The organism is Neobacillus niacini, from assembly GCF_048572935.1.
Taxonomy (GTDB): Bacteria; Bacillota; Bacilli; order Bacillales; family Cytobacillaceae; genus Neobacillus; species Neobacillus niacini.
The window spans coordinates 2,702,926-2,717,027 of sequence record NZ_CP183883.1 but is presented as its reverse complement, the minus strand read 5'-3'; the positions used below and the strand labels follow the sequence as shown (position 1 = coordinate 2,717,027).

Sequence of the window (14,102 nt, the reverse complement as noted above, 5' to 3'; positions counted from 1 at the left end):
AGCTTTGGCAATCATATGATTACCAAAGCTCTTTTTACCTTCTGTTAATTTGTTGAAGGAAAATAGACTTTCACCTTGGTCCCTATTCCTTCCCTACTATTAACCTCGATCTTTGCATTATGAAGCTCTAGTATATTCTTAACAATCGTTAATCCGATACCATTTCCTTCAATTTGATTCCTGCTTTTATCTCCTCTGTATAACCGTTCAAAGATAAAAGGTAAATCTTCTTGCTTAATACCAATGCCGTTATCAATCACTTCAACGACAATCTGCTTCATTTCTTTGTATAGTTTAATCGTAATTTTCCCATTTCTTTCAGTAAATTTAATAGCGTTTGACAGTAAGTTTATGATAACTTGTTTGATTTTATCGATATCGCCAATAATTTGATATTTTTCATTAGCCAGGATTTCATACTCAATTAATATACCTTTTTTTTCCACCCCAATAAAGAAATCTTTACTCATTTCTTTTAGTAAATCATCCAAGTGGATGGGTTCATAATTAAGCTTGATACTTTCCGATTCAAACTCCTTTAATATGTTTAAGTCATTTATTAATTTGCCAAATCGAATTATTTCCTCATTTAAATAGATTAATCCTTCATTTGTTACCGGGAACACTCCATCAATCATGGCTTCAAGATTATTTTGCAGCACATTTAGAGGGGTTCTAATCTCGTGAGTTATATCCGATACTAACCTCTTTCTTAGCGTGTCCTGGTGCTTTAATTTTTCGGCAAGGATATTCACACTTTTCCTTAAATTTTCAAGCTCTTCAATTTTACTTTTACTAGTTGATTTAGCTTCAAAATTCCCTTGAGACAAGCTAACAGACAGGTTTGCCACCTCCCGAATCGGGGTGGAAAATTGTTTTGAAATAAAAAGACTTACAATACTGATAATCATAAGTGTAATAACTCCACTGACAACAATACTTTTATTGATAGAATCCTTAAAGTTTACATCCTCTTCTGATAACAGGACAGACGAGTATTGACCGATATCAACATAGCCGACAACTTTTCCATCTATCGTTATTTCAAATGTCTTAGTAGTGTAAACACCATTGTTTTGGACGGACATATCACCAATATGGATTTGAGTTAATATATCATCCGGATCCATTCCCCATACAGGCTGTTTTTTACTATCCATCAGTGTCAAACAATAATTTCCCATATACGCTTCATGAATTAGTTCAATGCCTGTATCTTTGGTCCATTTCCCTTCTCTCTTATAAGCTTCTTCAAAATAGGAAACGATTCTCTCATATCTTTTGTTTTGAATATCAATCATGTACAGGTTAAATTTATTGGAGACCGTAAGATTTACGAAAATTGTAACCAGCAGGATGGCTGCAACAGCACATAACACAAATAAGATGCTTAACTTTTTGCTGATTGATTGCACTTATCTCTCACCGCCAAATTTATAACCTGCCTTCATAACCGTTACAATATATTTAGGATTCTTCGTGTCTCTTTCTATTTTTTTCCGGATATTTTTAATATGTACATCAATTGTTCGATCATATCCGCTAAAATCGGCACCAAAGATTTTATCTATTAACCGTTCTCTTGATAAAACATTTCCTTTTGCGGTTACAAGTCCACATAAAATATCAAACTCATTTGGAGTAAATGGAATTTCCTGTTCCATAACTTTTACAGTCCTCTTATCACAATCAATCAGCAAATACCCATCATCAAAAATTACCTTGGATGACGGAAATTTAGCGCCTAATCGTCTAAACAAAGCATTCACTCTAGCAGTTAGTTCTCTTGGACTGAACGGCTTTATCAAATATTCATCGGCACCAATATTTAAGCCCTCAATTTTATCATTTAAAGAGCCTTTAGCGGTAAGCATAAAAATATGAACATCAGAGGATTGACGTATAATTTTGCAAACCTCTTCACCACTTATATCTGGAAGCATTAAATCTAAGATAATTAGTTTAAAATCTACTGTTTTAACAAGGTCTAACCCTTTTAATCCGGTGGCAGCACGCTGAACCTTATATCCTTCTTTTTCTAAATAACCTTTTATAACGGTTGATACACTTTCCTCGTCTTCAACTAGTAAAATATGATTCATGATATTTCACCCTGCCCACTATTTTTTCAATCCTATCTATAATAAGTATACTAGCTGAGGATAGTGATAAATGGTAAAAAGGCTGACAATTATGTGTCAGCCCTTTAGACTAGATATTTTTATAATTTAACTTTTTGTAAACGTAAAGCATTCAAGACAACGGAAACTGAACTAAAGGCCATGGCAGCGCCTGCAAGCCAAGGAGCTAAGAAACCAAGAGCAGCTATTGGGATCCCAAGTGAATTATAGGCAAGTGCCCAGAAAAGATTTTGCTTTATGTTCGTTATCGTCTTCTTACTCATGAAGATTGCGTCAGCAATACTATTTAAATCCCCGCGAATAAGTGTTATATCCGCTGCTTCCATCGCTACATCTGTTCCAGTTCCTATCGCCATACCAATGTCTGCAACCGCAAGTGCTGGGGCGTCATTTATTCCATCTCCGACCATTGCCACTTTCTTTCCTTGGGCTTGCAGGTTCTTAATTTCATCCGCTTTTCCCTCCGGAAGAACTTCAGCAATAACGTGGTCAATACCTGCTTGCTTTGCAATAGCTAATGCAGTTTGTTGATTATCGCCTGTGATCATAATGACATCAAGTCCCATGTTTTTGAGACGGCTAATCGCCATTTTTGATGTTTCCTTAATCGTATCAGCAACAGCAACAGTACCAGCATATTGGCCATTAATAGCAGCAAGCATTGCTGTTTTCCCTACTTTTTCTAATTCATCCATTTGTGCAAGTGCACCATCAACATGGACATTATACTTGTTCATTAATTTTCTTGTACCAACTAATAATTCTTTCCCATCTACCATCGCTTTGATACCGAATCCAGGAATTGCTTCAAATTCTGTTACATTTGTTAAAGGAATTCCTTTTTCCTTTATTCCTTGAACGATGGCCTGGGCAAGCGGGTGCTCCGACTGCTTTTCAGCTGAAGCCACTAACGATAAAAATTCATTCTCATCAACTAATTCATCGGTAAAAACATCGGTTAATACAGGAGTTCCATTTGTAACTGTCCCGGTTTTATCCAAAACTACGGTAGAAATTCGATGGGTCATTTCCAAATGTTCTCCACCTTTAAAGAGAATACCAAATTCAGCTGCTCTTCCGGACCCAGCCATGATAGAGGTTGGTGTTGCTAAACCTAATGCACATGGGCAGGCAATGACAAGGATAGCAATCATTTTTTCTAAAGCTTCTGCAAAATCTCCAGGTGCCACCCACACATACCATATGATAAAAGCTATTACAGCAATCCCTACCACAATTGGAACAAATATGCCAGATATTTTATCGGCTAAGCGCTGGATAGGCGCCTTCGAACCTTGTGCCTCTTCAACCACCTTAATGATTTGTGCAAGAGCCGTGTCCCTGCCAACCTTCTTTGCCTCAACCTTAAGGAAGCCATTTTTGTTAAGAGTTGCACCAATAACCTCATCACCGATAGTCTTATCAACAGGGACGCTTTCCCCTGTAAGCATGGATTCATCAATGGCTGAATTTCCTTCGATAATTTTTCCGTCCACCGGAATTTTTTCTCCAGGCTTGATATGCAGAATATCTCCAACAATTACTTCTTCAAGAGGGATTTCATGTTCCAGCCCATTTCTTTCAACCGTTGCGATCTTAGCTTGAAGTCCCATTAATTTCTTAATCGCTTCTGACGAACGACCTTTTGCTTTTGCCTCAAATAGCTTACCTAAGATGATTAATGTAATCAGGACTGCACTAGTCTCATAGTAAAGTTCAACTGAGTGAGTATCCATTGAAAGCGACATAATCGATAAATATAAACTGTAAAAATAAGCTGCAGATGTACCCAGAGCAACAAGGACATCCATATTGGCACTTTTATTTTTCAATGCCTTATAGGCTCCTACATAGAACTGGCCGCCAATGATAAATTGAACGGGTGTTGCCAATACAAGTTGAACCCATGGATTCATAAAGGCTTTAGGAACCCAGATAAAGGAGGTAAATGAAAAATGTCCAACCATTGCCCACAATAATGGGAGGGATAGTACGCTTGAAAAAATAAACTTTTTCGTTTGTTTCTTAATTTCCTTTTGACGATGATCGATTGTTTCTTTTTCGTCCTCCTTTATATGGGCTCCATAACCAAGGTTTTCAACTTTCTTAATAATATCAGCCGGTGATAAAGCCGAACCGTTATACTCAACCGTCGCTTTTTCAAGGGCTAGATTCACATTTGCCTTAACGACACCTTCTAATTTATTTAAGCCTTTTTCTATTCTGGTGGAGCAGGCAGCACAGGTCATTCCGGTGATATCAAACTCTGCTTTTTCAGTAACGACATCGTATCCCAGATCCCTTATCTTTTTCTCTATATCTCCAACCTTAAGTTTTTCTGGATTGTATTTTATTGCTGATTTTTCTAGAGCTAAATTGACGGTTGCTGTTTCTACACCTTCTAATTTATTTAATCCCTTTTCAATTCTTGTAGCGCAAGCAGCACAGGTCATTCCAGAGATTTGCAAATTGGTTTCTTTTAAACTTTGAGCCATAAAATCCACCCCTTTATACCCCTTTAGGGTATAATAATTTGTAAAAAGAACGTGCTACTCAAAATAGCACGTATCTTTCAAATTTTTTACTCTACATCGTAACCTTGGTCATCGATTGTTTCTTTAATTTTATCGAGGGTTACCTCTTGATTATTAAATTCAACATCGACTGTATTAGCTTTTAAATCAACTTTTACAGAACTTACTCCATTAAGTTCACCAACACTGCCTTCAACTGCCTTTACACAATGATTGCAAGACATACCTTGAACGTTTAATGTTACTTTTTCCATTTATATACATCCTTTCCAATTTAACAATTTTGTTAACCTTAATTCTATTTAACCATACCCCCCTACCCTATGTAAAGTGCTTTTTATATTTTTATTTTATTATTTCCTAACTTTCACATTTTGTTCATACTTCGGTTTTTAACTTAAAGGGACCAATAAGTAATGGTATCCATAATACCGAGTACTATCATAATAAATCCGGCTACCCTTTGGATAACGACTCCGAACTTTCTTCCTTTTTTCATTAATACACCACCGCCGCCTAGATACCAAATTATAAATATAAATAGGAGCAGCGGCAGGGCCGTTCCAAATGCAAATATAGACGGCAGAATAAACCCATATGAGCTGGACAATACAACTGGCATAAGCGTAATAAAGAATAAGATAAACATGGTCGGGCAGAATGCAAGGGAAAAACTAAAACCTAACATGAATGAACCAAATGGAGTTTCCTTATTGTATTCTTTTGTGCTTTGGAATAAATTAATTGTCCCTTTGATTTTCATTAAACCTAACATGTATATCCCAACAATGATTAGTAACGGCCCCATTATTTTGCGAATCCAAGGGAAATAGGAGATGAGGTTATCTTGAATTTCTCTTCCTAATATCCAGACAAGGGCACCTAACAACGAAAAGGCTGCAATTTTACCTAAAGTGAAAAAGATAACATCTTTCCAGACGACTTTTTCTTGAAAGGACCGGTTACCGTATAGTGTTAATGCACTGATGTTTCCGGTTAGTTGACATGGTGCCAGGGCACCCACTAGTCCCAATATTAATGCAAATACAATCGGCCATGATTCCAAGTTATTGGCGATGATAAAAAACGGTTTGCTGACAAATGAACTAAATTGACTCATGAGATTGTACATCGAATCACCTTATTTTTTTTCTTTGGATAAAAAGGGCCTTTTCCTAAGTTAATACTATAACAATAGTAGTCAGATAATATGAAGAACGTATGAAGAGTTTTTGACAATTCTGAGGCGATATAAATTACACTAATTATATAATACCCTGGTATGGTATGTATTGATTTACAGTTTCTTAATATTTATGGAGGTTATTTTTAGTGAATGTTTCCAAAAACACGTATAAACTTATGTTTATAAAACTCAAAATTTAAAGGGGGATTTATGAAACAATCTAAACTTAGTTTACTAATAGAAATCCTTTTTGTTTCTACCAAACTTGGACTAACCTCATTTGGCGGTCCGATTGCTCATTTAGGTTATTTTCATGAGGAATATGTTCGAAAGAGAAAGTGGCTTGACGAACAGCGATATGCAAATTTAGTGGCTCTTTGTCAATTCTTACCTGGTCCAGCTAGTAGTCAGGTTGGAATAGGGATAGGCGTAATGCGCGGGGGTTTAGTAGGAGGAATTTTAGCCTTTGTTGGTTTTACAATCCCATCCGTCATCATTCTGATCCTTTTTGCCCTTGTTCTAAATAAAATAGAAATTGGAAATTCCGGCTGGATTCATGGTTTAAAAATTGTAGCAGTTGCCGTCGTTGCTCATGCTATTTTGGGGATGGCTCAAAAGTTAACTCCTGATCTATCTCGAAAAGCAATTGCTTTACTCGCTTTACTATGTACCCTATTATGGCAAACGGCATATTCTCAGGTTAGTGTAATCCTAATCGCAGCTGTTGCAGGTTTTATTATATATAAGGAGCAGAAGGAAGATTCTCAAACTGCTATACATGTTCCATTTTCTCGAAAATTGGCATTCGTTTGTTTAGGTTTATTTTTCGGGTTATTAGTTGCCCTTCCTATTTTAAGGGAGATGACTTCTTCTAGCTGGGTGGCGTTGTTTGATAGTTTTTATCGTTCTGGTTCTTTGGTCTTTGGCGGTGGGCATGTAGTTTTACCATTACTTGAACGTGAATTTGTTCCAGGTGGATGGCTCAGTAAAGAAGCGTTCCTAGCAGGGTATGGAGCTGCCCAAGCAGTACCAGGACCATTGTTTACCTTTGCTGCATATATTGGTGCTGTTGTGGGTGGATGGACTGGCGGCTTGCTGGCTACCTTTGCAATCTTTCTGCCAGCGTTTTTACTGGTGTTAGGTACACTACCGTTTTGGGCAAGCTTAAGCGGTAATCCAAAAATTAAAGGAGCATTAATGGGTGTAAATGCAGCTGTGGTGGGTATTTTAATTTCTGCTTTTTATACTCCCATTTGGATTAGTTCTATTCTAGGTCCAATAGATTTTGCATTTGCTGCCTTATTATTTAGCTTGCTTGCCTATTGGAAGCTGCCGCCTTGGGTGATCGTTGTGACTGGAATTATCGGAGGTTACTTGATTGGTTAGTAAGAAAACGAGGACTCCCTAAGGGGCATCCTCGTTTTTTCATTTTTTTATAAACCATACTTATTGTTAATTGATTATTGTTAGGGAATGATACCTATATCCTTTGGAAACCTGTTTTGATGAAGGGGGGGTTGTGTAATGGGTAAAGTTATTCTACGAATATTTGCCTTGATAGGTTTATTCTCATTCCCATTTGCTTTTAAAAAAAAATTAATTAAGGATTGGATAATTGTCTATTTAACAACAGCACTCTCGTCTATTCTACTTGATATTTTTTTGGTGGAGAAGAAATTACTTTCTTATCCTATTCGAATCCTTCCAAAATATTTTAAGTTTCATATCGTCTTTGACTTATTATTATGTCCAATTGTGTCTGTCTTTTATAATCAATTCACTTACAATGACAAATCCATTCTGCGTGTTGTTGGAAAATTATTTTTATTTACGATCCCGCAACTGCTTATTGAAGTATTAACAGGTAGATACCTAAACATGGTTAAATGGCACAAGTGGTGGAAATGGTATCATACCTTTATTTCAATGAATGTTAAATATTTAGTCATTAGAATGTTTATTAAATTTATAAGATTCGTTTCAGAATATAGGAAATCGGAGCGAACGGGTGCTTAACATGCCTTCGAAATTTAATACGGTGTGTAGCCTAAGTTCATAGGAGACTGGGCTATTTTTTTGGAGGTTTGTCTGGTGAATTTAATAAATTTAGCAAAAAAATAAAGAATGCCCCAAGGGGCATCCTCTTTTGCATTTATTATAAACCGCACTTAAGCTGTGTGCCACAGTTTGAACATGTATTACAGCCGCCAATTTCTTTTACTTTTCCTTTGCGGCAGACAGGGCATGTGTTGCCAACTTCTGAACCAATCGTTACATCTGTTGAACGAAGGTCACTAATCGTATCAACAAGTACGACATGCTGTTTGGTTTTTTCTTTGAACTGGGTTGGAATTTCGTTTTCTTCTGCTTTAAGGGTAAGAACTTGTGAATCACGTGATCCATCCACATAGACTGTACCACCCTTTGCACCGCCTTTGTAAAGACGTTCGTAAACTTTTTCCACTTGTTCAACACTATACCCTTGTGGGGCATTAACAGTTTTACTAATTGAACTATCAATCCAGCGTTGGATAACACATTGAACATCTGCATGCGCTTCAGGTGCAAGTTCCATCGCTGCAACAAACCAGCTTGGAAGATTTTCTGCATCTGCTTCAGGGTGTTTATCAAGGTATTCTTGAACAATATCAGCCTTCACTTCGATAAATTTCCCTAGACGTCCGCTTCGGAAATATGAGAATGAGAAATAAGGTTCTAGGCCTGTAGAAACCCCAACCATTGTACCAGTGGATCCTGTAGGAGCAACAGTTAACAAATGTGAATTTCTTATTCCGTTTTCTAATATTGATTGACGAACATCTTCAGGCATTTTTTTCATATATCCTGTATCGATAAATGCTTGTCGTAAACGGTTAGTTTCCTCGTATGTTTCACCGTTTAAGAATGGGAAGCTTCCCTTTTCTTTTGCAAGTTCTACTGATGTTTTGTAGGCTGTGGTTGCAATAACTTCAAATACTTGATCAACAAGTTTATTACCTTCTTCTGAGCCATACACCGTTTCACAATAGATTAGCATATCATGCAAGCCCATTACACCAAGACCAACACGACGCTCACCTAGAGCTTGCTTCTTATTTTCTTCAAGGAAGTATGGTGTAGCATTAATAACGTTATCCTGCATTCTAACGCCTACTGCCACTGTTTTCCTTAACTTATCAAAATCTACTGTTTTTGTTTCCTTATCAGCCATTTCTGCAAGATTAACAGCTGCAAGATTACATACAGAAAATGGTGCAAGTGGTTGTTCCAGTTTGTTATCCTAAAGGCTTTTTATCCTCTAGTTCTAACGGTTTAGATTCCCGTTAGTTCAGCATATCTTTTCATTACACACCTTTGTCATAAAATTAATAAGCTCTTTTCTACCACGATCTTCACCAAAGACTGCTTTTGAAATTACTCTTAAATCTTTAACTCCAAACTGTTCTTCTATTTCTTGAACAAGAGGATTGATTGAAGTTTTAATTTTGTTCATTGGAGTTTGTAGAATTAGGTCAACATTTTCCAATGACCATTTAATAATAAAATCTCTTATTTCACCATGAACTTTATTCCTTTGGTTAACATATTGATCAGTTGCATGTTTAATAGCAATGGATCCAGAACATTGTTGGCTACAGAATTTTTTAGGAGAAGTTATTAAACATTGGAATTCTTTACCACACTTTAAACAATGCTTAGTAATTCTTAGGGTCTTTATTTTGCCTTTTTGGGACAAACCAGACTTTCTTAACCCTTCAAGCATTTTTTGTTTAGCGGGACTATTTGTATTCCATAATTTTTTTGTGTTTTCTCCAATTTTCTTTTTAGTAGCTAGTGAATGCATTATATTAAAATGACCATTTAAAGAACCGTACAACGATTTATTTATAGTGGTTTTATCATCATTAATCCATTCTGAGATTGTACTGTTCAAAGTAAATGGTAAACAACTATAAATCCTTAAAAGTTCTTCATAAGAAATAAGTTCACATGGAATTTTGTATTTAGATTCTATTATTTTAAGTGATTTAAGAGCCATTTCTTTAGCATTTTTATCTCTAGATTTAATTTCAACTATTTTAACTAAATCTTCGGCTGAATTGTAGATAAAGAAATCTGGCTTATACATTTTATATCCTAAATCAAAGGTTATCTCTTCATATCTCCAAGGAATGGAATTAAAGTCTAGAAATTTCGCGTACGCATACTCGTAGGAACTTCTTAAATAGAACCCTTTATAAAAGCCCGCATACCCTCTATTCATATCCATAACTCCTTAATTCCTTATTAAATTGTGTGTAATGTTGCGGCCTCGTGCGAAGATTATAGTCTGCATATGCAGGATCACTTCGTATGCGTTGCCCCTGACTGAAGTATTACCCTCAGCCTTCGGTTCGGATTCCCATTTCAGGGTTCCCGCTTAATTCCGCAATTTTTAACGTGAGGCAAACTAAGCTACTTTACCACACGGATTTGTTGCAACAACTTGCTGCCCATAAGCCTTTGCATTTGTCATTTCGTTGGCATTATCAATGAAGAATATTCCTGGCTCTGCAGAGTAGGTTGCGCAAATGTTTATAAGGTTCCAAAGCTCTTTCGCTTTGATTTTCTTGTAAACTCGTACTTTATGACCAAGTCTCTCCCATTCGCGAACATCACCAACTTTATGCCATTCCTCATTGTAATTCTTCATTTCCTCTTTACTATAATGTTCTACATATGGGAAACGAAGCTCGTAATCACTATCATTTTCAACAGCTTCCATGAATTCTTTTGTCAAACAGATAGAAATGTTAGCTCCTGTTAGGAATTCTGGATTATGAACGGTATAGTTCCCGCCAGTTTGAAGTTTTTCTTCTGCCTCAGCAATGATTTCTTCACCAAAACCACCTAGGCCAGGAATATGTTTATAGTTAACAATTCCCTGATACATGGCTCTCTCTTGGGAAGTTAGCGGTGTTAATTTTAGTTTGTCCTGAGCATGTTTCTTGATTGTTTCATCGTTTGTATTTTCAATTAAGAACCGTAGAATTCTTGGGTTTTGCATTTTTGAAATAATAAATTCAATAACGTCTGGATGCCAGTCCGCTAACATTATCATCTGAGCTCCGCGTCTTGATCCACCTTGTTCTACTAGATGTGTCAATTTCGCAATATCATCTAACCACGATACCGAACCAGATGACTTTCCATTTACACCTCTTGCTAAGGTGTTTCTTGGGCGCAATGTAGATCCATTTGTACCAACACCACCGCCGCGGCTCATGATTTCCATTACCTGTTTACGGTGATCAGAGATCCCTTCACGTGAGTCTGGAACAAAAGGCATTACATAACAGTTAAAGAACGTTACATCCGTTTCTGCTCCTGCCCCATAAAGGACACGACCTGCTGGAATGAAATTCATTGAAACAAGCTCATTGTAAAACTTCTCAAACCACTCAATCCGCTTCTCTTCCGTCTCTTCAACCGAAGCAAGTCCAGTTGCATTTCGCTTTGCAATTTGCTCATAAAACAATTCAAGAGGTTTCTCAATCACATCAAGTGAACGCCATATTAATCCAGTTGTGCTTTCTTCAGGGTCATCTAGGACACCTCTAAATTCCTCTTCTACTAAAACCTTTGCTTTTTTACTCTCCCAATCAATCTCCATGATGTATCCAAGACCGCGTGCTGGGAATTTTGGATCTTCTTTTATAGTGAGAACAACAAAGTCGCCATTCGTTAGGGTGATTTTTGCAGTGTCTTTGAAGGTGTACCGGTCCAACATGACCAATCGTGAAACACCCTTATGAGTTATTTTCATATCTGGGGTAACCGGGTGCACTTGGGGGAATAAGTGGATATCCTCATTCAACCTTTCAAAATCAATATTCATTTTTTGTCTAAAAACAACAGACATGAGAACAACTCCTTCAAAAAATTCTATATATTGAGTGAAATTCTAGTAAGCAAGACTATATCTTGTATTTCTTGTTGACTTAATATAAATAAATTAACATAGATAGGATACACAAATCAATATATAGTACCGAAAATATTTTCGACAACACTACATATTGTGTTAGAGGCAAAAAATATAAACTTTGTCAAACTCAAAATAAAATAGAAACAAGAGTATAGATAAGATATCTATTAATTTTCGGCATAAAACCGGAAATTTTAACAAATTTCGCAGGTTGCGATTTTTTAATGCAGGAAAATTTAACGGAGATAATTGATTATCTAGAATATTAAAAAAGGTATACTTAATTCATAAGCGAATAAGAGGAGGAAAAAATAGATGATAGCACATATTGAAAAAGTTGAAAACTTCTATATTGCCACTTTTGAACGACATCTTAAACATTCAGTTAAAGAGGTATGGTCGTATTTAACAGATAACGAGAAACTGCCAAAATGGTTTTCGGAGTTACGTGTAGACGAACTTCATAAAGGCGGAGTCATTAAATTTGATATGGGGGATGGCACTTTTGAAGATCTTTCTATCTTAGACTTAAAAGTAAATACTGTTCTGGAATTCTCTTGGTGGAAAGACACCGTTCGGTTCGAATTGACCGAAGAATCAAAAGGATGTTCATTGCGCCTAATAGAGAAAATTAATACAATTACTGACCATACACCAAGAGACCTTGCTGGTTGGCATGTATGCTTAGATGTCATTGAAGCGCTTCTAGACGGCAGGAGCATTGAGCGTAAAGAAGAATGGAAAGTCTGGTATGAAAAGTATATTAAGGAAATAGAAAAAGTAACCAACCAATAAAAAACAGGCGTACCCCTTAAATGGTACGCCTATTCATCTATCTTTTGAAGTTCCACTCATCACTTTCATATCTCTCTTTAGCAATTCTATTCACGTATGCAAGTTCTTCATCGGTTAATTGATAGGATTGTAGTTCGATATTAAGACCCTCTGCAAAGCCTTTATAGAAAGCTTCTTTTGCTTCGTCTAATGTAATTTTTCTTGAACTAATTTCATTAATGGCAACTGCCTTACTTTTAAAAGCAGATTTCATCCTGTCTTTTACTCTTTCACTAGGATATTTAAATAAGCTGAATAGCTTGTCCTCATCTAAATCTAATAGAATCGATCCATGCTGGAGGATTACTCCCTTTTGCCTTGTTTGTGCACTACCGGCCACCTTACGACCTTCGACCACTAGTTCATACCAGCTTGGTGCGTCAAAACAAACTGCTGAACGAGGATTCTTCAGTGCACTTCGTTCCTCATCTGTTTTTGGGACAGCAAAGTAAGCCTCTAATCCTAGCTGGTGAAATCCTTTTAAGATTCCTTCAGAAATAACACGATACGCCTCTGTCACCGTCTTAGGCATTTCCGGGTGATTTTCCGAAACAATTACACTATAAGTAAGTTCATGCTCATGGAGCACTCCTCGGCCGCCTGTGGGTCTTCGAACAAACCCTAATCCATGGGCTTTTACTGCCTCCAGATCGATTTCCTTTTCAACCTTTTGGAAATATCCAATGGATAAAGTCGCTGGTTCCCAGCCATAGAAGCGTATAACGGGGGGGATTTTCCCTTCACTATGCCAATCAAGTAATGCCTCATCCAACGCCATGTTAAATGATGGAGAACAATTACCTGAATCTATAAAACGCCATACCTCTTTGCTCATATAAAAACCTCATCTTTATCTAATTTATCTGTTTTAGTCTACCAAAATCTGATATAAATTCAAAACCAGATGTTTCAGGTATAATGAATTTGAAGTTTTTTGTCGTTTATTCTTTATCTTTCTTTAATTGGCTTATATAATAAAACATAGTGTACCATGCTTGAAAGGAGCAATAGAAATTGAATTCACTTTATGTCCTACTAATCATCATCGTGGCAGTTGCAGCGTACTCCGTTTTCACCTATTTTTATCAAAAAAGGATTGTAAAAACGGTAACGGAAGAGGAGTTTCGTGCCGGTTATCGAAAGGCACAATTAATCGATGTTCGTGAACCGAACGAATTCGAAGCAGGTCATATTTTAGGAGCCCGAAATATTCCAATGTCACAAATGAGAATGCGAATGAAGGAGCTTCGTCCAGATTTACCTGTTTATTTATATGACCAAAATGGATTGCGCAGCTCTAGGGCAGCTCAATTCTTGCACCGTAAAGGTTACAAGGATCTTACCCAGCTTCAAGGCGGGTTCAAAAAATGGTCTGGAAAAGTAAAAACAAAGAAATAATCGATGAGGACTTCCTATATTCTGGAAGTCTATTTTTATTA

Annotated in this window: 11 protein-coding genes and 2 pseudogenes; 4 read left to right on the top strand and 9 right to left on the bottom strand. The window is 36.7% G+C overall.

The genetic code is table 11. From position 1 onward, the window contains the following. Positions 1 to 44 precede the first annotated feature (44 nt). The 5 genes from ACN6MT_RS13140 to ACN6MT_RS13120 all read right to left on the bottom strand — a co-directional run bounded on the left by ACN6MT_RS13140 (position 45) and on the right by ACN6MT_RS13120 (position 5,807). Positions 45 to 1,415, bottom strand: a complete 1,371-nt coding sequence (locus ACN6MT_RS13140; RefSeq protein WP_419956151.1) for a sensor histidine kinase — start codon at positions 1,413 to 1,415, stop codon at positions 45 to 47. Continuing rightward, positions 1,416 to 2,102: a response regulator transcription factor gene (locus tag ACN6MT_RS13135; protein ID WP_419956150.1), complete on the bottom strand. Its 687-nt coding sequence runs from the start codon at positions 2,100 to 2,102 to the stop codon at positions 1,416 to 1,418. A 119-nt stretch (positions 2,103 to 2,221) separates the two neighbouring features. Further along, entirely contained in the window at positions 2,222 to 4,636 is a 2,415-nt protein-coding gene (locus ACN6MT_RS13130) for a heavy metal translocating P-type ATPase (RefSeq protein ID WP_419956149.1), read from the bottom strand. Between the two features lie 86 nt (positions 4,637 to 4,722). Further along, positions 4,723 to 4,929 (bottom strand): copper chaperone CopZ, encoded by a 207-nt coding sequence (gene copZ, locus ACN6MT_RS13125; RefSeq protein ID WP_063251290.1) that lies wholly within the window; start codon positions 4,927 to 4,929, stop codon positions 4,723 to 4,725. A 143-nt stretch (positions 4,930 to 5,072) separates the two neighbouring features. After that, on the bottom strand, positions 5,073 to 5,807 hold the full coding sequence (locus tag ACN6MT_RS13120) for a sulfite exporter TauE/SafE family protein (RefSeq protein WP_419956148.1): 735 nt from the start codon (positions 5,805 to 5,807) through the stop codon (positions 5,073 to 5,075). Between the two features lie 264 nt (positions 5,808 to 6,071). Between ACN6MT_RS13120 and ACN6MT_RS13115 the strand changes: the two genes are divergently transcribed. Then, a complete protein-coding gene (locus ACN6MT_RS13115; protein WP_419956147.1) occupies positions 6,072 to 7,247 on the top strand; it encodes a chromate transporter in 1,176 nt (391 codons plus the stop codon). A gap of 138 nt (positions 7,248 to 7,385) precedes the next feature. Then, positions 7,386 to 7,877, top strand: a complete 492-nt coding sequence (locus tag ACN6MT_RS13110; RefSeq protein ID WP_419956146.1) for a CBO0543 family protein — start codon at positions 7,386 to 7,388, stop codon at positions 7,875 to 7,877. A 139-nt stretch (positions 7,878 to 8,016) separates the two neighbouring features. On the opposite strand, the pseudogene ACN6MT_RS13105 reads toward ACN6MT_RS13110, so the two are convergent. From ACN6MT_RS13105 to ACN6MT_RS13095, 3 genes and pseudogenes are all read right to left on the bottom strand, one after another. After that, a pseudogene (locus ACN6MT_RS13105) lies at positions 8,017 to 9,129 on the bottom strand (ribonucleotide-diphosphate reductase subunit alpha); the annotation flags it as partial. Between the two features lie 60 nt (positions 9,130 to 9,189). Beyond that, the gene (locus ACN6MT_RS13100; protein ID WP_419956145.1) at positions 9,190 to 10,125 is read right to left on the bottom strand and encodes a restriction endonuclease; all 936 of its coding nucleotides are present in this window, start codon (positions 10,123 to 10,125) and stop codon (positions 9,190 to 9,192) included. Positions 10,126 to 10,320: 195 nt separating this feature from the next. Then, positions 10,321 to 11,763: pseudogene (locus tag ACN6MT_RS13095) on the bottom strand (vitamin B12-dependent ribonucleotide reductase); the annotation flags it as partial. A 381-nt stretch (positions 11,764 to 12,144) separates the two neighbouring features. On the opposite strand from ACN6MT_RS13095, the gene ACN6MT_RS13090 reads away from it, so the two are divergent. After that, positions 12,145 to 12,624: an SRPBCC family protein gene (locus ACN6MT_RS13090; protein WP_419956144.1), complete on the top strand. Its 480-nt coding sequence runs from the start codon at positions 12,145 to 12,147 to the stop codon at positions 12,622 to 12,624. Positions 12,625 to 12,661: 37 nt separating this feature from the next. Here ACN6MT_RS13090 and ACN6MT_RS13085 read toward each other — a convergent pair whose 3' ends face one another. After that, the gene (locus ACN6MT_RS13085) at positions 12,662 to 13,498 is read right to left on the bottom strand and encodes a lipoate--protein ligase family protein (RefSeq protein ID WP_063251298.1); all 837 of its coding nucleotides are present in this window, start codon (positions 13,496 to 13,498) and stop codon (positions 12,662 to 12,664) included. 179 nt (positions 13,499 to 13,677) lie between these two features. Between ACN6MT_RS13085 and ACN6MT_RS13080 the strand changes: the two genes are divergently transcribed. Beyond that, entirely contained in the window at positions 13,678 to 14,061 is a 384-nt protein-coding gene (locus ACN6MT_RS13080) for a rhodanese-like domain-containing protein (protein WP_063251299.1), read from the top strand. Positions 14,062 to 14,102: the final 41 nt, after the last annotated feature.

Coding starts and splice junctions, on each gene's coding strand:
- ACN6MT_RS13130 (WP_419956149.1), bottom strand. CDS start 4,636: ATGGCTCAAAGTTTAAAAGAAACCAATTTGCAAATCTCTGGAATGACC.
- ACN6MT_RS13100 (WP_419956145.1), bottom strand. CDS start 10,125: ATGAATAGAGGGTATGCGGGCTTTTATAAAGGGTTCTATTTAAGAAGT.
- ACN6MT_RS13115 (WP_419956147.1), top strand. CDS start 6,072: ATGAAACAATCTAAACTTAGTTTACTAATAGAAATCCTTTTTGTTTCT.
- ACN6MT_RS13110 (WP_419956146.1), top strand. CDS start 7,386: ATGGGTAAAGTTATTCTACGAATATTTGCCTTGATAGGTTTATTCTCA.
- ACN6MT_RS13135 (WP_419956150.1), bottom strand. CDS start 2,102: ATGAATCATATTTTACTAGTTGAAGACGAGGAAAGTGTATCAACCGTT.
- ACN6MT_RS13085 (WP_063251298.1), bottom strand. CDS start 13,498: ATGAGCAAAGAGGTATGGCGTTTTATAGATTCAGGTAATTGTTCTCCA.
- ACN6MT_RS13090 (WP_419956144.1), top strand. CDS start 12,145: ATGATAGCACATATTGAAAAAGTTGAAAACTTCTATATTGCCACTTTT.
- copZ (WP_063251290.1), bottom strand. CDS start 4,929: ATGGAAAAAGTAACATTAAACGTTCAAGGTATGTCTTGCAATCATTGT.
- ACN6MT_RS13120 (WP_419956148.1), bottom strand. CDS start 5,807: ATGTACAATCTCATGAGTCAATTTAGTTCATTTGTCAGCAAACCGTTT.